This window comes from Streptomyces sp. NBC_01750, assembly GCF_035918095.1.
Classification (GTDB): Bacteria; Actinomycetota; Actinomycetes; order Streptomycetales; family Streptomycetaceae; genus Streptomyces.
In genome coordinates this window covers 5,768,312-5,789,345 of record NZ_CP109137.1, presented here as the reverse complement: position 1 = coordinate 5,789,345, position 21,034 = coordinate 5,768,312, and the positions used below count along the sequence as shown (strand labels likewise).

At 67.9% G+C, this 21,034-nt stretch carries 16 protein-coding genes; 4 read left to right on the top strand and 12 right to left on the bottom strand.

Annotation, left to right across the window (positions count from 1 at the left end; translation table 11 throughout):
* Window positions 1-157: 157 nt before the first annotated feature.
* The 8 genes from OG966_RS26415 to OG966_RS26380 all read right to left on the bottom strand — a co-directional run bounded on the left by OG966_RS26415 (window position 158) and on the right by OG966_RS26380 (window position 11,769).
* Entirely contained in the window at window positions 158-580 is a 423-nt protein-coding gene (locus tag OG966_RS26415; RefSeq protein ID WP_326652356.1) for a VOC family protein, read from the bottom strand.
* Between the two features lie 241 nt (window positions 581-821).
* On the bottom strand, window positions 822-1,967 hold the full coding sequence (locus tag OG966_RS26410; protein WP_326652355.1) for an ABC transporter ATP-binding protein: 1,146 nt from the start codon (window positions 1,965-1,967) through the stop codon (window positions 822-824).
* Window positions 1,960-3,015 (bottom strand): ABC transporter ATP-binding protein, encoded by a 1,056-nt coding sequence (locus OG966_RS26405; protein ID WP_326652354.1) that lies wholly within the window; start codon window positions 3,013-3,015, stop codon window positions 1,960-1,962. Before OG966_RS26405 ends, OG966_RS26410 begins: the two co-directional genes overlap by 8 nt.
* 17 nt (window positions 3,016-3,032) lie before the next feature.
* Window positions 3,033-3,962, bottom strand: coding sequence for an ABC transporter permease (locus tag OG966_RS26400; protein WP_326652353.1), 930 nt, complete (start codon window positions 3,960-3,962; stop codon window positions 3,033-3,035).
* A gap of 31 nt (window positions 3,963-3,993) precedes the next feature.
* Window positions 3,994-4,917, bottom strand: a complete 924-nt coding sequence (locus OG966_RS26395; RefSeq protein WP_326652352.1) for an ABC transporter permease — start codon at window positions 4,915-4,917, stop codon at window positions 3,994-3,996.
* 169 nt (window positions 4,918-5,086) lie between these two features.
* Window positions 5,087-6,733 carry a peptide ABC transporter substrate-binding protein gene (locus OG966_RS26390; protein WP_326652351.1) on the bottom strand — a complete coding sequence of 549 codons (1,647 nt, stop codon included), beginning with the start codon at window positions 6,731-6,733 and terminating at the stop codon, window positions 5,087-5,089.
* A 442-nt stretch (window positions 6,734-7,175) separates the two neighbouring features.
* Entirely contained in the window at window positions 7,176-9,050 is a 1,875-nt protein-coding gene (typA, locus tag OG966_RS26385; RefSeq protein ID WP_326652350.1) for a translational GTPase TypA, read from the bottom strand.
* A gap of 244 nt (window positions 9,051-9,294) precedes the next feature.
* Complete coding sequence (locus OG966_RS26380; RefSeq protein ID WP_326652349.1) at window positions 9,295-11,769, bottom strand: ABC transporter substrate-binding protein; 2,475 nt, start codon at window positions 11,767-11,769, stop codon at window positions 9,295-9,297.
* 319 nt (window positions 11,770-12,088) lie between these two features.
* Here OG966_RS26380 and OG966_RS26375 point away from each other — a divergent pair, with 319 nt between their 5' ends.
* The 4 genes from OG966_RS26375 to OG966_RS26360 all read left to right on the top strand — a co-directional run bounded on the left by OG966_RS26375 (window position 12,089) and on the right by OG966_RS26360 (window position 15,947).
* A complete protein-coding gene (locus tag OG966_RS26375; RefSeq protein WP_326652348.1) occupies window positions 12,089-12,334 on the top strand; it encodes a hypothetical protein in 246 nt (81 codons plus the stop codon).
* Between the two features lie 61 nt (window positions 12,335-12,395).
* Entirely contained in the window at window positions 12,396-13,217 is an 822-nt protein-coding gene (locus OG966_RS26370; RefSeq protein ID WP_326652347.1) for a hypothetical protein, read from the top strand.
* Between the two features lies 1 nt (window position 13,218).
* Window positions 13,219-15,159, top strand: coding sequence for a fumarate reductase/succinate dehydrogenase flavoprotein subunit (locus tag OG966_RS26365; RefSeq protein ID WP_326652346.1), 1,941 nt, complete (start codon window positions 13,219-13,221; stop codon window positions 15,157-15,159).
* Window positions 15,156-15,947 carry a succinate dehydrogenase/fumarate reductase iron-sulfur subunit gene (locus OG966_RS26360; RefSeq protein WP_326652345.1) on the top strand — a complete coding sequence of 264 codons (792 nt, stop codon included), beginning with the start codon at window positions 15,156-15,158 and terminating at the stop codon, window positions 15,945-15,947. The genes OG966_RS26365 and OG966_RS26360 overlap by 4 nt, the downstream gene beginning before the upstream one ends.
* On the opposite strand, the gene OG966_RS26355 is transcribed toward OG966_RS26360, so the two are convergent.
* The 4 genes from OG966_RS26355 to OG966_RS26340 all read right to left on the bottom strand — a co-directional run bounded on the left by OG966_RS26355 (window position 15,944) and on the right by OG966_RS26340 (window position 20,994).
* Window positions 15,944-17,092, bottom strand: coding sequence for a hypothetical protein (locus OG966_RS26355; RefSeq protein ID WP_326652344.1), 1,149 nt, complete (start codon window positions 17,090-17,092; stop codon window positions 15,944-15,946). The genes OG966_RS26360 and OG966_RS26355 overlap by 4 nt on opposite strands.
* A 39-nt stretch (window positions 17,093-17,131) precedes the next feature.
* Entirely contained in the window at window positions 17,132-19,720 is a 2,589-nt protein-coding gene (locus OG966_RS26350) for a SpoIIE family protein phosphatase (protein ID WP_326652343.1), read from the bottom strand.
* Between the two features lie 167 nt (window positions 19,721-19,887).
* Window positions 19,888-20,304 (bottom strand): ATP-binding protein, encoded by a 417-nt coding sequence (locus tag OG966_RS26345; RefSeq protein ID WP_326655380.1) that lies wholly within the window; start codon window positions 20,302-20,304, stop codon window positions 19,888-19,890.
* A gap of 288 nt (window positions 20,305-20,592) precedes the next feature.
* Entirely contained in the window at window positions 20,593-20,994 is a 402-nt protein-coding gene (locus tag OG966_RS26340; RefSeq protein ID WP_326652342.1) for an NUDIX hydrolase, read from the bottom strand.
* Window positions 20,995-21,034: the final 40 nt, after the last annotated feature.

Below are 21,034 nucleotides of genomic sequence, written 5' to 3'. Positions count from 1 at the left end.
GTGTCCTCAGACTTGCTCAGGCCCAAATATCACCCCATTTCAACGCAGACCGCATATTCTCCTCGCCCGTGCGCATGAGAGAACCCTCAGATGTATGAACAGCGCGAGCCGGGGCGTTCGACCTGCCCTGCAAGGCGGCACACGTCCCGGCCCGGCGTCACTCCCCCTGCGCCGGGTCGAGGGCGACAAGTTCGACCTCGAAGCCGTCCTCGTTCTCCAGATAGGCGGCGTAGTGCCCCGCGCCTCCGGCGTAGGGATGCCGGTCGCCGAAGAGCAGGCGCCAGCCGTGCCGACGCGAGTCGGTGACAAGGGCGTCGACCGCGGCCCGTGACTCGATGTGGAAGGCGAGATGGTTGAGTCCCGGCCGGCAGCGGTCGTAGCGGCCGGCCGCCGTCATCGCCGGAGACTGCTCCAGGACCAGATAGGTCGGCCCCAGGCGCCAGCTGCGTCCGGCGTCCCAGTTCTGGAACGGCGTGTAGCCGAGCGCGCCCAGTAGCCATCCGAAGGAAGTGAGAGACCGCTCGAGGTCGGGGACCCAGATCTCGATGTGGTGCAGCGTCCCGCTGACCGGCCGCCTCACGCGCCAGCGCTCCTGGCCGGAGCCGGGGTGAGTCCGGCGGCGAGCCGGGCATGCCTGTCCCTGTCGTGGCCGGCACCGGTCCCGCCCGAGGCGGGCAGCACCGCGAGCATCGTGACCCCGGTCAGACTCAACCGCGTCCTCCAGGTCCACTCGGCACAGCTGACAGCTGCTCAGGTTCGAGGGCTCCAAAAAAACCAGCTGGTCTCCGGTGCGAAATCCGCCCGGAGACCAGCTGCTCTGATCACACCGCGTGAACGACGTCCTTCTCCTCGGCGAAGTGGCACGCCGATTCGTGCGCCACCGGGGAGTCCACGCCCTTGAAGCGCTCGGGGACCGCCAGCAGCGGGACATCCGTGGCGCACTTGTCCTGCGCCTTCCAGCACCGCGTACGGAACCGGCAGCCTGACGGCGGGTTCGCCGGAGACGGCACGTCGCCGGTGAGGATGATCCGCTCGCGGCCCTCGCGGGCCTCCGGGTCGGGCACCGGGACCGCCGACAGCAGCGCCTGGGTGTAGGGGTGCGTCGGGTGGTCGTAGATCTGCGTGTCCGTACCGATCTCGGCCATCTTGCCGAGGTACATCACGCCGACCCGGTCCGAGATGTGCCGGACGATCGACAGGTCGTGGGCGATGAAGATGTAGGAGAGGTTGAACTCGTCCTGCAGCTTCTCCATCAGGTTGATGACCTGTGCCTGGACGGACACGTCCAGAGCCGAGACCGGCTCGTCGCAGATGATGATCTCCGGGTTGAGCGCCAGGCCGCGGGCGATGCCGATGCGCTGCCGCTGACCGCCGGAGAACTGGTGCGGATACCGGTTGATGTACTCCGGGTTGAGACCGACGACGTCCAGCAGCTCCTGCACCTTGCGGCGCCGGTCGCCCTTCGGAGCCACCTCCGGGTGGATCTCGTACGGCTCACCGATGATGTCGCCGACCGTCATCCGCGGGTTCAGCGAGGTGTACGGGTCCTGGAACACCATCTGGATGTTGCGGCGGACCGCCTTCAGCGCGCGACCGGACAGCCTGGTGATGTCCTGGCCCTTGTAGAAGACCTCGCCCGCGGTGGCGGTCTCGAGCATCATCAGCAGCCTGGCGACGGTGGACTTGCCACAGCCGGACTCGCCGACGATGCCGAGCGTCTCACCCTGGTAGAGATCGAAGGAGATCCCGTCCACGGCCTTGACCGCGCCGATCTGCCGCTTGAACAGAATGCCCTGGGTCAGCGGAAAGTGCTTGACCAGGTTGCGCACCTGAAGAATTGGCTCGCCCTGGTCGACCGGGGCCTCGATGGCAGCTACGGCCTCGGCCTCGGTGACGGCGTCGGCCGTCTCGACCTCGACGATGTTCGGAGTGGCGTCCACGGCCTCGTCCTTGTTGAGCTCAGCCATGGATCTGCTCCTCCCAGAAGTGGCACGCGCTGCCGCGGCCGGGCAGCTCGGAACCGTCCCGCTCCGACACAGGTACCAGTACCGGCGCGTCCGTACGGCAGATGTCCTGCACCTTCGGGCAGCGCGGGTTGAACGGACAGCCGGCCGGCGCCTTCAGCAGGTTGGGCGGCAGGCCCTTGATTGCGTAGAGCTCCTGGCCCTTCTGGTCCAAGCGCGGGATCGAGTCCAGCAGACCACGGGTGTACGGGTGCGCGGGGCGCTTGTACAGCTCGTGGACCGGGGCGGTCTCGACGATGCGGCCCGCGTACATGACCGCGATCTTGTCGGCGACGTCGGCGACGACGCCGAGGTCGTGGGTGATCAGGATCAGGCCCATCTGGTACTCGCGCTGCAACTCCGCGAGGAGCTCCATGACCTGGGCCTGGACGGTGACGTCCAGTGCGGTCGTGGGCTCGTCCGCGATGATCAGGTCGGGCTCCAGGGCCATCGCCATCGCGATCATGATGCGCTGGCGCATACCGCCGGAGAACTGGTGGGGGTAGTCGTTGACCCGGGCCGCGGCGGCCGGAATCTTGACCTGGTCCATCAGCTCGATGGCCTTGGCCTTGGCGGCCTTCTTGGACATGCCCTGGTGGACGCGGAACATCTCGCCCAGCTGGTTGCCGACGGAGAACACGGGGTTCAGCGCCGACAGGGCGTCCTGGAAGATCATGGCCATCTTGGGGCCGCGCAGCTTGCGGCGCTCGCTCTCGGGGAGCGTGAGAATGTCCCGGCCCTGGAAGAGGATCTCTCCCTTGGCGACCCGCCCGGGAGGCGAGTCGAGGATGCCCATGATGGCCTGCGCGGTGACGGACTTACCGGAGCCCGACTCGCCGAGCACGGCGAGCGTCTCGCCGGACCTGACGCTGTAGTTGACGCCGTTGACCGCCCTGACCACGCCTTCGCGGGTCTTGAACTCGACGTGCAGATCGCGCACTTCGAGTACGGGGGTCTCCTCGTCGCCGGCCCGCTGGCGCGGCACATCGGCGGTGACGTGTGAAGTAGTCATAAGTGGTGCCGCCCTCCTCAGCGCAGCTTCGGGTCAAGGGCGTCACGCAGCCCGTCGCCGACGAAAACAAATCCGAGAACGGTCAGCACGATCGCGACACTCGGGTAGACCCACAGGTAGTCCTTGACTCCCAGGAAGTCCTTGGCGGACGCGAGCATGTTGCCCCACTCCGGAACCTCCGGGCTGACGCCGACGCCCAGGAAGGACAGCGACGCCTCGGCCACGATGGCGCCGCCGACGCTGAACGCGGCGTAAGCCATCACGGCGGCGATGGAGTTGGGGATGATGTGCCGGATGATGATCCGCGAGGTGCTCGCGCCCAGGGCGCGCGCGGCCAGCACATAGTCGGCTTCGCGGACCGAGAGTATCGAGCTGCGCAACAGGCGGGAGACCGTCGGCCAGGAGAAGACGGCCAGCGAGATGATGACGGGCATCACGCCGCGGCCCATGGCGATGATGATCACGATGGCGCCGATGAGCAGGGGGAAGGCGAAGAAGACGTCGGCTATTCGCATCAGCACCGAGTCGGTGGCCTTGCCGAAGTAGCCGGCCAGCGCGCCGACGATGATGCCGATGAAGCAGGCCAGGAAGATCGACGCGAGGCCGACCTCGACGGCGATACGGGTGCCATAGATGATGCGCGAGAACTGGTCGCGGCCGAGCGCGTCGGTGCCCAGCCAGTGCGCGCCACCCGGGCTTTGCAGCGTGCTGTTGAGGTCCTGGTGGTACGGGTCCGCGGGGGCGATCAGCGGAGCGAAGATCGCGGTGAGGAAAAGCACGGTGACCAGCAGGAGGCCGACCACCGCGAGCCGGTTGGCCAGGAAGCGGTGGCGGATCTCGCCCCACTGGGTGACGCGTGCGATCGCGGGTTCGCCCTGTGTGGGACTGACCACCGATTGTGTGGCCGGTTCCCCCGCCCCCGCTGTGCTCTTGGTGAGCTCGGTCATGGGTGTAACTCCTAGAACGGGCTGCCTGGGATCAGGCGAGACGGATGCGCGGGTCGAGGACCGCGTACAACAGGTCGACCAGCAGGTTGAGCAGGACGAACACGGCGACGCCGAAGGTCACCACGCCGATGATGATCGGGTTGTTCTGCTGCTGTACCGCTTGCACCAGAGCGAGCCCGATGCCGTCCCAGTTGAAGATCGCCTCAGTGATGAGGGCGCCGCCCAGCAGCGTGCCGAAGGAGATACCCAGGTAAGTGACCACCGGGATGATCGAGTTGCGCATCACATGCTTGAAGAGCACGGTCCGCCGCGGCAGCCCCTTCGCGATGGCCGTCTTGACGTAGTCGGCCTTCAGCACCTCGAGCATGGTGCCGCGCATGAGTCTCGCGACGAGCGCCGCGTCGAGGATTGCCAGAGTGAAGGCGGGCAGGATGAGCGAGTTGAACGAGCCGTCGGAGATCAGCGGGAACCAGTCCAGCTTCACCACGAAGGCGGACTGGAGGACCATTCCGATGACGAACGAGGGGAAGCCCACGGCCATCGTGGTGAGCAGGGTGATCAGCACGTCCCAGAACGAGTACCGGAAGAGCGCGGCGATCAGGCCCGCGAAGACACCGATGACGATGTCGATGACGATGGCGACGATGGCCAGTTCGGCCGTGTTCGCCAGCTTTGGCTTGAGGACCTCGGTCACCGGACGCCGCTGAGTGAAGTCCTCACCCAGGTCGCCCTGTGCCAGGTTTTTGACGAAGTTTCCGTACTGCACGGGAAGCGGGTCATTGAGCCCGTACCGTTCCCTGAGCTGTTCGACGACCGCCGGATCGCGAGCCTTGTCGCCTCCGAGCGAGCCCACGGGGTCTCCCGGGAGAACGAAGAGACAGGCGAAGAGAACAACAGTCGCACCGAAGAGGACGACCACCATCTGCCCGAGCCGCCGGATCACGTATCTGCCCACGATGCCTCCTTCACATACTGAGCGTGGGGGTGGGCGGCATCATCCGATCGGGAGAGAGGCCGCGACCGGGCGCGGATCGAGGGGGCGCCCGGACCTGAGCAAAGGCCGTGGAGACCGAAGAAGATACTCCGACCTCCACGACCTTCGCTGAACTTGCTGTGAGAAGGCGCTACTTGAGCGTGATCTCGGCGAGGTTCGGGTCCTCGAAGAAGTTCATCGCAACGTTGCTGAACTTCGTGGTGTTGGCGAGGCGGTACTGGCTGCGCTTCCAGAGCGGGATGAGGCCCTGGTCGGTGTCGATCGCCAGCTTCTCGGCCTCCTGGTAGATCTTGGCGCGAGCAGCGGAGTCCTTGGTGGCGCGAGCCTTCTTCAGCAGCTCGTCGTACTTCGGGTTGCTGTAGCGGCCCCGGTTGTCACCGAGCGCCTTGCCTTCCTTGTCCTCGTTGATGGAGCCGGTCGCGAGCAGCGGGAACAGGAAGTTGTCCGCGGTCGGGTAGTCGGCACCCCAGGCGGAACGCCACAGACCGGCGGTCTTCTTGTCCTGCTGCTCGGCCAGGGCCTCCTTGAACGGCTTGCCGTTCAGCTTGACGTTGAGGCCGAGGACGTCCTTCAGCTGCTGCGCGATGGCCTGGACCCACTCTTCGTGGCCGGCACCGGTGTTGTAGCCGAAGTTGAGGACCGTGCCCGGCTTCAGGCCGGACTTGGCGGCCAGCTCCTTGGCCTTCACCTTGTCCTGCTTGGCGCAGGTGGTGCAGACGCCCTCCTGGTAAACCTCCGAGAACGACGGCGGCAGAACCGAGGTGGCGGGCTTCATCATGCCCTGGAAGACGCCCTTGGCGATCGCCTCACGGTCGATCGCGTACGAGATCGCCTTGCGCGCGTCGGGCGTGTTCAGCGGAGCGTTCTGGTTGAAGGCCACCAGGTAGTTGACACCGCTGGAGTCCATCTCGAGCCACTGCTTCTTCGCCTCGTACTTCGCCTTGGCGACCGGAAGCTGCGGGGTGGGCATACGCGCCCAGTCGAACGTGCCCGACTGGAAGCCCTGGTACTCCAGGTTGGAGCTGTTGGCCGGGTTGAGGATGCTGATCTCAACCTTGTCGAGCTTGGCCTTGGTCAGACCGTAGTCGTCGTTGCGGACGAGCGTGATCGACTTGTTGTGCTGCCACGAGCCCTGCATCTTGAAGGGGCCGTTGCCGATGGGGGCGTCGTTGAACGCCTTGTTGTCGGCGGCGCCGGCCACCTTCGGCACGGGGCTGAAGACCGCGTGGACGGTCTTCTTGTCGAACTCGAAGTCGCCCTCGCTGAGCGTCACCTTGAGGGTGGTCGCGTCGGGCGCGGTGAGACCGGCGAACTTGGCGCTCTTGCCGGTGTTGAGGTCCTCGTAGCCCGCGATGCCGGCCATGTGGTACGCGACGTCGGAGGCCGAAGCCTTGGCGGCGACACGAGTCCAGCCACGGATGAACGACTCGGCGTCAACCGGCTCACCGTTGGTGAACTTGGTGCCGCTCTTGATCTTGAACGTCCAGGTCTTGCCGTCCTCGCTCGTGGTCGCGGACTCGGCCAGAGTCGGGACGAGCTTGCCGTCAACCTTCACGCCGTACAGGCCGGTGAAGAGGTTGTGGGCGACGAGCATGCCCTCCGATTCCTGGGCGTTGTACGGATCGATGGCCGTAGGCTCGGTGACGCCGAAGCGGAAAGTACCGCCGGCCTTACCCGCGCCCTTGTCGCCGTCCTTGTCTCCGCCACCACAGGCAGTCGCAGCAAGGGCAATGATTGCCGCTCCCGCGACCCACTTGGCGCTCTTGGCACCACGCATGGGTTCCTCCTCATGAGTCCACTTGTCACAACAAGAGGGGCACATCTACGCGCGCTGACACCCCTGACAGCGCAATTCGTCAAGTGCCCCGAATGTGCTCGCGAGTCGGCACTCCCCACAGTGCATGACCCATTGACCCGAGCTCAACGGAGCCAACTATTGAGTACGGCCGGGCCGTAAACCACACTTAAAGGGTCTCGTTTTGACAACATCAGTCCTGGTCAACGGATCGAAATCCGGACAAACTGAGTGCAGACAGACACCCCCGAAACGGACCGTTAACACATCTTCCGGAGATCAGCGGCCGATAGTCGAACAGCACGCTCATGAAAACAACTTGACCCGGAAGCCACATCGCGCAGGTCGTCGCGACGAACGGCCCGGCCCCCCGCAGTTGCTGCGGGGGGCCGGGCCGTCGTCACGGCGTGCTGCTGACTCGATGTCAGTTGCGCTTGGCGCGGGAAGCGGTGCGGCCGCGCTCCTTCTGGTCCAGGACGACCTTGCGGATACGGACCGTCTCCGGGGTCACCTCGATGCACTCGTCGTCGCGGCAGAACTCCAGGGACTGCTCGAGCGACAGCTTGCGCGGCGGCACCACGTTCTCGGTGGTGTCCGCGGACGCGGCACGCATGTTGGTGAGCTTCTTCTCTTTGGTGATGTTCACGTCCATGTCGTCGGCACGCGAGTTCTCACCGATGATCATGCCCTCGTAGACCTCGGTGCCTGCCTCGGTGAAGATGACACCGCGCTCCTGAAGGTTGATCATCGCGAACGGCGTCACCGAGCCCGAACGGTCCGCCACCAGCGAGCCGTTGTTACGGGTGCGCAGCTCGCCGAACCAGGGCTCGTGGCCCTCGAAGATCGAGTGCGCGATGCCCGTGCCGCGGGTCTGGGTCAGGAACTCCGTACGGAACCCGATCAGGCCGCGGGACGGCACGATCCACTCCATACGGATCCAGCCGGACCCGTGGTTGGTCATGGTCTCCATACGGCCCTTGCGGGTCGCCATCAGCTGCGTGATGGCGCCGAGGTGCTCCTCGGGAGAGTCGATCGTCATGCGCTCGATCGGCTCGTACGTCTTGCCGTCGACCTGCTTGGTGACGACCTCGGGCTTGCCGACGGTCAGCTCGAAGCCCTCACGGCGCATCTGCTCGACCAGGATGGCCAGCGCGAGCTCACCGCGGCCCTGGACCTCCCAGGCGTCGGGGCGCTCGGTGTCCAGGACGCGCAGCGAGACGTTGCCGACCAGCTCCTTGTCCAGGCGGTCCTTCACCTGGCGGGCGGTGACCTTGTGGCCCTTGCCGCCCTTGCCGACCAGCGGCGAGGTGTTCGTACCGATGGTCATCGAGATCGCGGGCTCGTCGACCGTGATCAGCGGAAGCGCGATCGGGTTCTCGGTGTCGGCGAGGGTCTCACCGATCATGATGTCCGGGATACCGGCGATGGCGCAGATGTCGCCCGGGCCCGCCTTGTCGGCCGGCTTGCGGGTGAGCGCCTCGGTCATCAGCAACTCGGTGATGCGGACGTTGGACATCGTGCCGTCACGCTTGATCCAGGTGACGGTCTGGCCCTTCTTCAGCTCACCCTGCTCGACACGGCAGAGGGCGATACGGCCGAGGAAGTTGTCGGCGTCCAGGTTGGTGACGTGCGCCTGGAGCGGCGCGGCCTCGTCGTACTCCGGGGCCGGGACGTGCTCGAGGATCGTGGTGAAGAACGGCTCCAGGTTCTCGCTGTCGGCCGGGACGGTGCCGTCCTCCGGCTTGGTCAGCGAGGCGACGCCGTCACGGGCGCAGGCGTAGACGATCGGGAACTCGATCTGCTCCTCGTCCGCGTCCAGGTCCAGGAACAGGTCGTAGGTCTCATTGACGACCTCGTCGATCCGGGAGTCCGGGCGGTCCGTCTTGTTGATGCAGAGGATGACGGGCATCCGGGCCTGGAGGGCCTTGCGGAGCACGAAGCGGGTCTGCGGGAGCGGGCCCTCGGAGGCGTCGACGAGGAGGACGACCGCGTCCACCATCGACAGACCGCGCTCCACCTCGCCACCGAAGTCGGCGTGGCCGGGGGTGTCGATGATGTTGATGGTGATCGGGGCCCCGCCGGCCTTGGGGTGGTACTTCACGGCGGTGTTCTTCGCCAGGATCGTGATGCCCTTCTCACGCTCCAGGTCGTTCGAGTCCATCATGCGGTCGTCGAGGTGCTCGGCGGCGTGCGCGGCGAAGGAGCCGGCCTGCTTCAGCATGGCGTCGACCAGGGTGGTCTTGCCATGGTCGACGTGGGCGACGATGGCAACGTTACGGATGTCGTGGCGCGTGGGCATGCTGGCTGGCGCTTCTCTCGATCGTGGGATGCGGCGTTGTTTTCCTCGTACGCCCGCCGGGCGGACACGCCACGGCTGGTCCCCATGGTACGGGGCCGTCGCGTCCGGGGCTTCCCGGGCCGATCGGGAGGGGGTCCTTGTGCGCTGGGGGTGCGAAAAAGCCTGGGTCAAGGGTTGGTACGAGCTTGCCCGCCGGCGCTGCCGGCGGGCAAGGGACTTGAGCCAGTTCTGAGGTTCTGACCTGCTACTTCTTAGTAGACTTCGAACTTTCTGCCTTCTTGAAACCAATGTCCTGGTACCTGGGTGCCGCGAAGCCGAAGGCGCCGGCGTTGACCACCTGAGGCTTGGCCGCCACCAGCTCGGGACGCTGGTAGAGCGGGATGGATCCCGCCGCGGCCCAGATCCGGGCGTCGGCCCGGCGTACCAGAGCGCGTGACTCGTCCTCGTCCAGCTCGGCGGCGGCCTGGTCGAAGAGCTGGTCGATGTAGTCGCTGCCGACACGCGTGTAGTTCTGCTCCACCAGGAGCGAGCCGTCACTGGCGGGCCGGGGCTTGGCGAAGATCGGCCGGGCGTCGGTCGCCGGGAAGGCGGTGGCGGGCCAGGAGTAGAGGGCCATGTCGTAGGCGCCCGAGGCGATGTGGTCCTTGAAGAAGGAGTCGTCGTCGACCTTGGTGATCTCGGCGTGCACGCCGATGCGGTCGAGCATCTTGGAGATCTTCTCGCCCACCGTGCGCAGCGCCTCGGAGCCGGGCCCCGCGGGGAGGACGAAGCGCAGCGTGAGCGGCTTGCCGTTCTTGCCGAGCGGGCCGCCCGCGCGGGCCGGTGCGGCGGTGCCGAGCGGGGCATACGCCCCGGCCACCCCGCCCTTCCGCTCCTGGGGCTTGATCCCACCCTTGTTCGCGATGTCGTCGTGCAGGGCGTCGGCCCGCTGCCGCGGGGCTTCGCCCTGGAGGGCCGCACCGGGGGCGGGGGCGAGGATGCGTGTACCGCTGGTGCCGGTCTCGGCGCGGTGGCCGCCATTGGCGGGCTTGTCGTCGCCGACGATGTACATCCCCTCGCTGGACGCCTTGTCCTCCTGCTCTTCCTCCGGCTTCGTCCTGAGCTCCGCCGAGCCCGGTGCTGCCTTCACACTCGGCGCTGCCTTCACACTCGGCGCTGCCTTCACACTCGGCGCTGCCTTCACACTCGGCGCTGCCTTCACACTCGGCGCTGCCTTCACACTCGGCGCCGTCTTTGCGCCCGGCGCCGTCTTTGCGCTCGCGCTCGGCGCCGTCTGCGAGCTGGGTTCCGCTTTCTTGCTGCTGCCGCCCTCGCCGCCCGCCTTGGGCGGGTCGTGCTTCTCGAGCGCTCCGCCCCGCGTCCAGCCCGCGTCGGCCAGCAGCGCCTGCGCGTCGTGGGTGCTCTGCTTGCCGAGCGCGCCGCTGTTGTCGGCGTACGCCCGCTGGCCGGCCAGCGCCAGATGGCTGCCGGGCGGAACGGCGGGCAGCCCGAGCGGGGTCAGTACGGCCTCGGCGAGCTCCTTGCGGTTCAGAGCCCGGCCCACCGCGCGGCGCACCCGGTCGTCGGAGAGCGGGCCGGACTCACCGTTCAGCGCGAGCTGCGTGTACGCGGGCTCCAGCGACTTGCGGACCACGAAGCCGCGGAGGGCGGTCTGCTCATTCGCGTACGCCTCGGCGGCCACGGCGCTCTGTCTGCGGGCTTCCCGAGCGGCCTGGGCCTTGCCGTCGTCGGAGCCGTTCGCCAGCGCCCAGGACTTGAGCGCGGCAGACGGGGTGATGTCCGCGCCCGGCCCGTGGGAGAGCGCCTTGCTGCCCGCGCCCTTGTCCCGTAGCGCGAGAGAGATACGGTCCGCCACGTGCCGGTCGACGGCCGCGAGGTCGAGACGGCCGGCGGCGAGCGCGGCGGCACGGTTCTCGCGCGGCACCGCGGTCAGCACCAGCCGCTCCAGCTTGGCCGCCTGTCCCCACCAGCGGGGATTGCGTACGAGGGTGGCGGTGCCCGCCTTGGCGTCGGTCGACGCCAGCTTAAAGGGGCCGGCCATCGCCTTCAGCGTGGTGCGGGCTCCGTCGTTGAAGGAGTCCGGGGTCCCCGTCACTTCCTTGGGGTAGAGCGGGGTGAAAAGGGACTGCCAGTCCGCGTACGGCTTGTTGAAGGTGACTTTGACCTCAAGGTCGCTGGCACCCTTCTCGATCTTCTCGATCCGCTCGTAGCCGGAGTTGTGCGCGGTCCAGTACGCGGAGTCCTTGCCGTTCAGGGCGTGCCACTGGGCGACGAAGTCGGGCGCCCCGATCTCCCTGCCGTCGGTCCACACCGCCTGCTGATTGAGCTTGTAGAGCACGACCTGCTTGGGCTCGCGATCGATGATCTCGGCGGACTCGACGTAGTCGGGATTGCGCTGCGGGCGGCCGCGCCGGTCGAGCGTGAAGAGAGAGGGAAGTACCGCCCCGGCGATACGGGTCGTGGTGGCGTCGGCATCGGCCTGGAAGGCGTTCAGGGTGGTGGGCAACGCGTCGACCGCCCAGCGCAGCGTGCCTCCGTCGGCGACCAGGTCCCGCGCGGCGGGGGCGATGTCCTGGGCTGCCGCCGCAGCATCGCTCTCGTCCTCGCCCGAGCTGCAGCCGGCCAGGACCGGCAGAGCGAGCACGCCGCTGGTCAGAAGCGCGACGGAGCGGAGCGTTCGGGAGCATGTCCTCCCGCGGGGGGCGTCGACCTGGGACATGGCTTCTACCTCTTTGTCCTGGTTTATGGAATTTGGAGATGATCACACCGATTCCCGTCCACTGAAGTGGACGGAACCGGACAGGCGACGGAGACACGGCGACCCCACTCGCAAGGTCACCCGTGCAGCCCAATGCAGAATCCGACATATCTCATCGGAAAGGGAGAAAATGGGGGAGCAAAATACGAACTACGAGGGGCGCGCCACAAGCGCATGCGCCGGGAATCCCTGCACGTCCCTTCACAAGCGGGGATGTGACGCGCGACACTCGCAGGCGCATGAGCGATGCCACCGCACCCTGCGGAAGTGAGGGCAAGTCATGTCCGAGCAGGAAGAACTGACGGCGATCCAGCACCGTCTCGACGAGCTGCTTCAGCGCGTCGGGCAGCTGGAGCACACCGTCGATCAGCTGCGTACCGCCGGCCCGGCCGCGCCGGCGCCCGCCCCGTTGAAGTCACCGGGTCGCCCCGAGCTGGTCACCATCCCCGACACCCCGTACAACACCGCGCTGTGGACGGACACGGACGACGAGGGGCTCGGAGCGCGCGACCGGCACGCACCCTGACGGGCCCGGCCCGTAGGCACACCGGAGCCCACACCCGACCCCACTCCATACGGAGCCTTCGTTGGCCACTGGTACCGAACCACCACAAATCAATACAGGCGTACACGGCGCCACGCGCGCCGCCATCGGCCTCCGCCATCTGCGGACGGACCGCTGGTGGCTCGCCCCGGCCCTGACTGCCGCCGGGCTGCTCGCGTTCATCGTCTACTCGACGTGGCGCGCCTTCTCGAACGCCGACTACTACGCAGCGCCGTATGTCTCGCCGTTCTACTCGCCCTGCCTCGCCGAGAACTGCGTACCCATGCGGGGCGGCCCCAACTGGGAGATCTTCGGCAGCTGGTGGGGCCTGTCCCCCGCGCTGCTGATCCTGATCTTCCCACTGGGCTTCCGGCTGACCTGCTACTACTACCGCAAGGCCTACTACCGGGGCTTCTGGGCGTCGCCCCCGGCCTGCGCGGTCGCCGAACCGCACAAGAAGTACACCGGCGAGACCCGCTTCCCGCTGATCCTGCAGAACATCCACCGGTACTTCTTCTACGCGGCGATCCCGGTCGCCGGAATCCTCACGTACGACACTGTGCTCGCCTTCCGCAACGAGCACTACGAGTGGGGCCATATGGGCCTCGGCACCCTCGTCTTCCTGGTCAACATCGTGCTGATCTGGGCGTACGCCTTCTCCTGCCACTCCTGTCGGCACATCATCGGCGGCCGGCTGAAACATTTCTCCGAACACCCGGTGCGCTACCGCCTGTGGGGCTGGGTCGGCAAGCTGAACGAACGCCACATGCTTCTCGCATGGACGTCGTTGATCAGCGTCGCGCTCGCCGACTTCTACGTCTATCTCGTCGCGTCCGGTGCCTTCGACGATCCGAGGTTCTTCTGACATGACGCAACTCGAACGACAGCAGTGGGACGTCGTGGTGGTGGGTGCGGGCGGCGCGGGCCTGCGCGCCGCCATCGAGGCGCGCGAGCGGGGCGCCCGAACCGCGGTGATCTGCAAGTCCCTCTTCGGCAAGGCTCATACGGTGATGGCCGAGGGCGGCATCGCCGCTTCCATGGGCAATGTGAACTCCGGGGACAACTGGCAGGTGCACTTCCGCGACACCATGCGCGGCGGAAAGTTCCTCAACCAGTGGCGGATGGCGGAGCTGCACGCGCGCGAGGCGCCCGACCGGGTCTGGGAGCTGGAGACCTGGGGCGCGCTCTTCGACCGTACGGCCGACGGGAAGATCTCCCAGCGCAACTTCGGCGGGCACGAATACCCGCGCCTGGCGCACGTCGGCGACCGCACCGGCCTGGAGCTGATCCGCACCCTGCAGCAGAAGATCGTCTCGCTGCAGCAGGAGGACAAGGAGGAATTCGGGGACTACGAAGCCCGGTTGAAGGTCTTCCAGGAGTGCACGGTCACCCGCGTGCTGAAGGACGGGGACAGGGTCTCCGGCACTTTCTGCTACGAGCGCGAGTCCGGGCGCTTCTTCGTTCTCGAAGCGCCGTCCGTGGTGCTGTCCACCGGCGGCATCGGCAAATCCTTCAAGGTGACGTCGAACTCCTGGGAGTACACCGGCGACGGGCACGCGCTCGCGCTGCTGGCCGGCGCGCCGCTGCTCAACATGGAGTTCGTGCAGTTCCATCCGACCGGCATGGTCTGGCCGCCCTCGGTGAAGGGCATCCTGGTCACCGAATCGGTGCGTGGCGACGGAGGGGTGCTGCGCAACTCCGAGGGCAAGCGGTTCATGTTCGACTATGTCCCTGACGTCTTCAAGGAGAAGTACGCGCAGTCGGAGGAGGAGGGCGACCGCTGGTACGAGGACCCGGACCACAACCGGCGTCCTCCCGAGCTGCTGCCGCGCGACGAGGTGGCCCGCGCCATCAACTCCGAGGTGAAGGCGGGCCGCGGCTCCCCGCACGGCGGGGTGTTCCTGGATGTCTCGACCCGTATGCCGGCCGAGGTGATCCGGCGCCGGCTGCCGTCGATGTACCACCAGTTCAAGGAGCTTGCGGACGTCGACATCACGGCCGAGGCGATGGAGGTCGGCCCGACGTGCCACTACGTGATGGGCGGCATCGCCGTCGAGTCCGACACCGCGGCGGCGGTCGGCGTCCCGGGCCTGTTCGCGGCGGGCGAGGTCGCGGGCGGGATGCACGGCTCCAACCGGCTCGGCGGGAATTCCCTGTCCGACCTGCTGGTCTTCGGCCGGCGGGCGGGGCTGCACGCCGCCGAGTACGCGCAGGGGCTCGGCGAGCGCCCGGCGCTGGAGGAGGCCCAGATGGACGAGGCCGCGGCGGAGGCACTGCGTCCGTTCAGCGCCGAGGGGCCGCAGCCGGGTGAGGAGAACGGGCGGCCGCCCGAGAATCCGTACACCCTCCACCAGGAGCTCCAGCAGACGATGAACGACCTGGTCGGCATCATCCGCCGCGAGTCAGAGATGAGGCAGGCCCTGGAGAAACTGGCCGACCTGCGGGTGCGGGCCCGGCGGGCCGGAGTCGAGGGCCACCGGCAGTTCAACCCCGGCTGGCACCTGTCGCTGGACCTGCGCAACATGCTGATGGTCAGCGAGTGCATCGCGCGGGCGGCACTGGAGCGCACGGAGAGCCGCGGCGGGCACACTCGCGAGGACTGCCCCACCATGGAGCGCGAGTGGCGGCGGGTCAATCTGCTGTGCCAACTGATCGATCCGACGGGAGGGTTGGCGGCCACCGATCCGGTGCGCGGCCAGATCTCACTCGCTCGGAAGACGACCGAGCCCATCCGACCCGACCTGCTCGCTCTCTACGAGAAGGAGGAGCTGGTCAAGTACCTCGCCGAAGAGGAGCTCTACGAGTGAGCAGCTACGAAGCGGCCTTCAGGGTCTGGCGCGGTGATGCGGACGGCGGGGCGCTGGAGGACTTCGCCGTCGAGGTGAACGACGGGGAGGTCGTCCTCGACATCATCCACCGCCTCCAGGCCACCCAGGCCTCCGACCTCGCGGTCCGCTGGAACTGCAAGGCGGGCAAGTGCGGTTCGTGCAGCGCCGAGATCAACGGCCGGCCGCGGCTGTTGTGCATGACCCGGATGTCGGTCTTCTCGCGGGAGGAGACGATCACGGTGACGCCGCTGCGGGCGTTCCCTGTGGTGCGGGACCTGGTGACGGATGTGTCCTTCAACTACGCGAAGGCCCGGGAGGTTCCCTCCTTCGTGCCGCCGCCGGGTGTGAAGGCCGGCGACTACCGGATGCAGCAGATGGATGTGGACCGCTCGCAGGAGTTCCGCAAGTGCATCGAGTGCTTCCTGTGCCAGGACACCTGTCATGTGGTGCGCGACCACGAGGAGAACAAGGCCGCGTTCGCGGGTCCGCGTTTCCTGATGCGGGTGGCGGAGCTGGACATGCATCCGCTGGACGCGGCGGCCGAAGCGGGCCTGGACCGCAAGAAGGCCGCCCAGGACGAGCACGGCCTCGGGTACTGCAACATCACGAAGTGCTGTACGGAGGTGTGCCCCGAGGGCATCAAGATCACGGACAATGCGCTGATCCCGCTGAAGGAACGGGCGGTGGACCGTAAGTACGACCCGCTGGTGTGGCTGGGCGACAAGATCAAGCGCCGCGGGGCGACCGACCAGGGGAGGGACTCCTAGGACACGCCCCGTCGAGGACCGGCGGCGGGACTCCCCCATCCTTCCCGGTACGCCGTCCAGTCGCCCTCCTCCGCCGCGAAGTCGACATACAGCGCAACCCCGAACCGCTCACGGCCGCGGTCCGTGCGCCCCAGGCCCAGCCGGGTGCCACGGACCGCGGCCGCGACCGTCTCCGCGGACTCGTGGTGCCCGACGCCGTCCTCGTGGAAGAAGGGCAGCCCCATCAGCAAGTCGGTCTCCTCCGGGGTGACTTCCAGGGCGAGGCTGGTCTGCTGGGCGACATAGCCGCCGTACAGACTCTCCAGCGGCATGGAGGTGTCGTACGACATCACGGCGATCTGGTCGACCCGGCGGGCGACCTGGCCGAAGAACTCCTGCGACCACCACTTGGGGTGCCCTGTGAGCCCGCCGGCGACGGAGTGGAGTGCGGGCAGCGGATCGATCTGGTGGGCCGCTATGGAGAGCGGGACCTTGCGGGCACGGGTGAGCTCGCGCAGATCGTCCAGCAGGGACAGATAGTCGCGGTCGCCCGAGTGCAGCGGCTCCAGGTCGTAGTGGATGCCGCCGAAGCCCGCGTCGAGGACCTGCCTGGTGGACCGCACTACGGCGGCCCTGGTGCCGGCATCGGGCAGCCGCAGTCCGACCGGGTCCTCGCTCGCCAGCTTGTCGCCGAGCCAGGCCTGCACGCGTATACCAGGGAGCTTCCGGTGTACGGCGTCGATCAGCCACCGCGCACGTGCATAACGGTCGGCGGGAAGCGTCCCGTCGTGCTCGAGCGGCCCGGCGTGGACGTACAGGTCGCGTATCCCGGCGCCCCGTATACGTCGGGCGAAGGCGTCCAGGTCGGCGTCCTTCTTCCGGCCGTCCACCCAGGCGTGACCGAGCCAGATGGCGTCCTTGCCGCGCGTCCTGGTGCCTTCTTCGATGTCACCCGCGTAGTTGGCGCGCAGCGCGATCGCACCGCCGAGGGCGGGGAGAAGGAGGAGGACGGCGAGGGTGAGCGCGATCCGCCTGGGCCACTTCAGGCGGGGGCTGCGCCACCCCCGTACGAGCGCGCGCGCACCCGGAACGAGCGCACGCGCGCCCGGAGCCCCGCGCAGCGCCCGTACGCGCTCGCGCATCCCCACCTGCTTGTTGATCCCCATGGGCCGCAAGGCTAGATCACGGGTCCGACAATCCGGGTGTCAGAACATGCTGAGCAGCTGCTCGACGGTGGGCTCGGCCGTCGAGTCACCATCGGGCAGGGCGAGTTCGAACCAGACCGTCTTGCCGCGTGGGGTCCGGCGCGAGCCCCAGGCCGCGCTCAGCAGTCCGACGAGCTGCAGTCCACGGCCGCCCTCGTCGGTGTCGCGGGCCCGTCGCCGTCTGGGCTGTACGAGGCCGGCGTCCCACACCTCGCAGACAAGGGTGCGGTCGCGCAGCAGCCGCAGCCGGATCTCGTCCTCGCCGTACCGCAGGGCGTTGGTGACCAGTTCGCTGACGAGCAGCTCGACCGTGTCCACCAGCGATTCGAGGTCCCAGGTGATCAGCTGGGCGCGGGCCAGCTCACGGGCCCGTCCCACCGATCGGGGCTCGCGCGGCAGCCGCCAGTCGCCCACCGCCTCCGTGGGCAACCCCTGGATGCGTGCCATCAGCAGCGCGATGTCGTCCTCGCCGTGCCGGGTGTCGAGAGTGTTCAGCACGTGGTCGCAGACGTCTTCCAGGGAGCGTGAGGTACCGGCGCGCAGCGCCGTCGTCGAGGGATGGTGGCCGGGCGACGGGCGGGAGGGATCGGTGAGCGCGGTCCGGAAGGCACGCAGGCCCTCGTCGAGCGGGTGGTCCCGGGATTCGACGAGCCCGTCGGTGTAGAGCGCGAGGAGCGCGCCCTCCGGGAGCTCGACCTCCACCTCCTCGAAGGGCTCGCCGCCCACACCGAGCGGCATCCCCGGCGGCACGTCGAGCAGCAGTGCCTCCTCGCCCGGTTCGACGAGGACGGGTGGCAGATGGCCGGCGTTGGCGAAGGTGCAGCGTCGGGTGACGGGGTCGTAGACGGCGTAGACGCAGGTCGCGAGATAGACCTCGGAGAGGTCGGCGTCACGGGACTTGTGGGCGACGCGCGAGGCCTGCTGGGTACCGCTGGGGCTGCCGAGGCCGCGGGCGATCTCGTCGAGCGCGGAAAGTACTTCCGCCGGCTCCAGGTCCAGCAGCGCCAAGGTCCGTACCGCTGTGCGCAGTTCACCCATGGCGACGGCGGCCCGCAGACCGCGGCCCATCACATCGCCCACGACCAAGGCTGTGCGGTGGCCGGGCAGTTCGATGACGTCGAACCAGTCCCCGCCGACCTCGGTGGCCGTATTGCCCGGGAGATAGCGGCAGGCGATGTCGAGTCCCGCGGCCTCCGGGTCGCCCGGCGGGAGCAGGCTGCGCTGGAGGATCAGTGCCCGCTCGTGCTCCCTGCGGTAGAGCCGGGCGTTGTCTATACAGACGGCGGCGCGGGCGGCGAGCTCGGTGGCGAGCGCCCGGTCCCGTTCCCCGAAGGGCTCGCTGCCCTTCGTACGGGAGAACTGGACAAGTCCGACGACGGTGTCGTGCGCGACCATCGGCACCGCGAGCGTGGACTGGACGAGGGTGCCTTCCTCGCCCGGGATCGACTGGACCCGGGCGGTGCGCAGGGCGCTCGCACAGGGCGAGTTGAAGGGATAGCGGTGGACCTCGCCGACGGCGGTGGGGGTGCCGCCATCGGACCGGCAGCCGGGGGTCGTCACCAGCGGGGCGTCGGAGACGGCGCTGGCGAAGGCGACCCTGCGCAGCTCGGCGCTGCCGTCGGCCCGGCCGGGCGGGGCCTCGTCGCCGGTGAGGAGCCCCAGGAACAGGTCGACCGATGCGAGGTCGCAGAAGCCGGGGACGGCGACGTCGAGGAGTTCGCGGGCGGTGGTCTCCAGGTCGAGGGAGTTGCCGATGCGGGCGCTCGCCTCGTTGAGGAGCGCGAGATTCCGCCGGGCGTTCGCGGCCTCGCGGGCGGCGACGTTGCGGCGGGTGACATCGGTGCCCAGACCGGCGACGCCGATGGGCCGGCCGGTTCCGCTGTGCACCCGGTAGAGATTGATCGACCAGTGCCTGCGGTCCGCGCTGCCCGGGGCACTCCCGACGATCTGGAGATCGATGGCGGATTCGCCGGTCTCCAGTACGCGGCGCAGTGAGGCGTTCATCCGCTCCGCCTCGGGGCGGGCGAGATAGTCGTGGACGGTGCGCCCGCGGTGGTCTTCGACGGCGCCCCCGAAGACCATGGCAAAGCGCTGGTTGGCGCGCTGCACCGTGAGATCCGTGCCGAAGAGGAGGAAGCCAAAAGGAGATTGGCCGAAAATAGCCTGCGACGCGGCGAGATCAGTTTCGATCCGGCGCAGTGCCCGGACGTCGACCACGATGCAGAGCGCAGCCCTTTCGCCACGCTCCGTCTCGCTCGGCATCACATAGACCTCGGCTACGCCGTGCGCGCCGTCCCGACCCGGCATGCGGAAAGGGACCAGGCCGGTCCACTCCTTGCCGTCGAGTATCTCGGCGACCTTCCGGTGGCCGCGCGGGCGCAGCTCGGCGGGCATGAAGACCTCGATCGGGTCCTTGCCCCTGACCTCGTCAGGGGTGATGCCGAAGAGGTCGACGGCACGCCGACTCCACTGGTCGACCAGCCCGTCGGCCCCGATCGAGAAAGAGGCAACCTTGATGTAGTCATAGATCGAGCCAGGTGGGCTGCTCTGCCACACGACACCGCTCGCCGTCCCAGGTATTTCGCTCACGCGACCGTCCCCTCCAGCTCACCGCACCGGACCGGCCATGACCGCAGTATTCAGCACTACGGCTCCGACCGACACGGCGTTCACGATCACAGCACGGTCTCGTTCATTTTCGGCCGAGTCCGAACCGGCCGGAACCGCTCCGACGTGATCGTTGTCCCCTGACTCTTCTAACCAGCGACGGGCAGCTCGAACCACACGGTCTTGCCGTTCCTGCCCCGCCGCGTTCCCCAGCGGCGAGCCGCGCCGGCCACCAGTTGCAGACCGCGGCCGCTCTCCTCGTCGGGCTCCGCGTTGCGTTCGGTGGGGGGATCCGGCAGCGGATCGGAGACTTCCACCAGCAGAGCGGGGGCGGTGGCGCCCCGTTCCGGCCGGACCAGCCGGACACCGATCGGGCCCGACGCGTACCGCAGGGAGTTGGTCACCAGCTCACTGACCAGCAGCACGGTGACATCACCGATCACCGAATCCAGTCCCCAGGCGCGAAGGGTGTCGCGGACGGCGTGACGGGCGGTGCGCACGGCACCGGCCTCGGCAGGAAAGGTCCACTCGGCGCATTCGCCATCAGTGTCGATCACGCTGCCCACTTCCCGGACCAGCAGCAGACCATGCCCCACTTCAGGGACTAACCAGGGCATACCCGATATTTGGTACGAGGCACCCCGGTCACCGGATCAATGAGCCACCGAGGCGCGTACGGGCGCACGCGTCATTCGCGCGCCGCCTTCGCACCCGGTGAGCGGTTCGGGCTGGACCGGCCGACAAATTGGTGATCCGTCATGGCCCGGCCGAGCCTGGCTCAACAGGCTTACACAGAACTGACATGTCGGGCCGTGACACGTCGGCCCTCAGCCCGTCCGCTCGCACGACGAGGGTCAGTCCAGTTCGCCCGACGCCTTGAGCTCATCGAAGAGCAGTTGGTCGACCGGAGGGACCTGCGCCCGGTCGAGGTAGGACAGCCAGGCGATTTCCTCGATCTCACTGCTGGCGATCAGCGTGCCCCGGTAGTCACCGGCGTAGCAGCTCATGCGCACGACAACGCCGTCCGAATGACCGTGAGCCTGGGCTTCGTATGTGCCCACATGCGACACGGTCGCCGGGAGGACGGCCACGCTCAGTTCCTCTTCGACCTCGCGGAGCAGGGTCTGCAGATCATTCTCGCCACCCTCCCGCTTCCCGCCGGGGATGTAGTAGACGTCCTTGCCCCGGGAGCGCGCGCAGAGGATCCTGCCGTTCTCCACCCGCACCCACGCCACCGTGTCGATCAAGACCGACATGCCCTGCCCTCACTCATGCGGAATCCGTCAGGCTGGACCT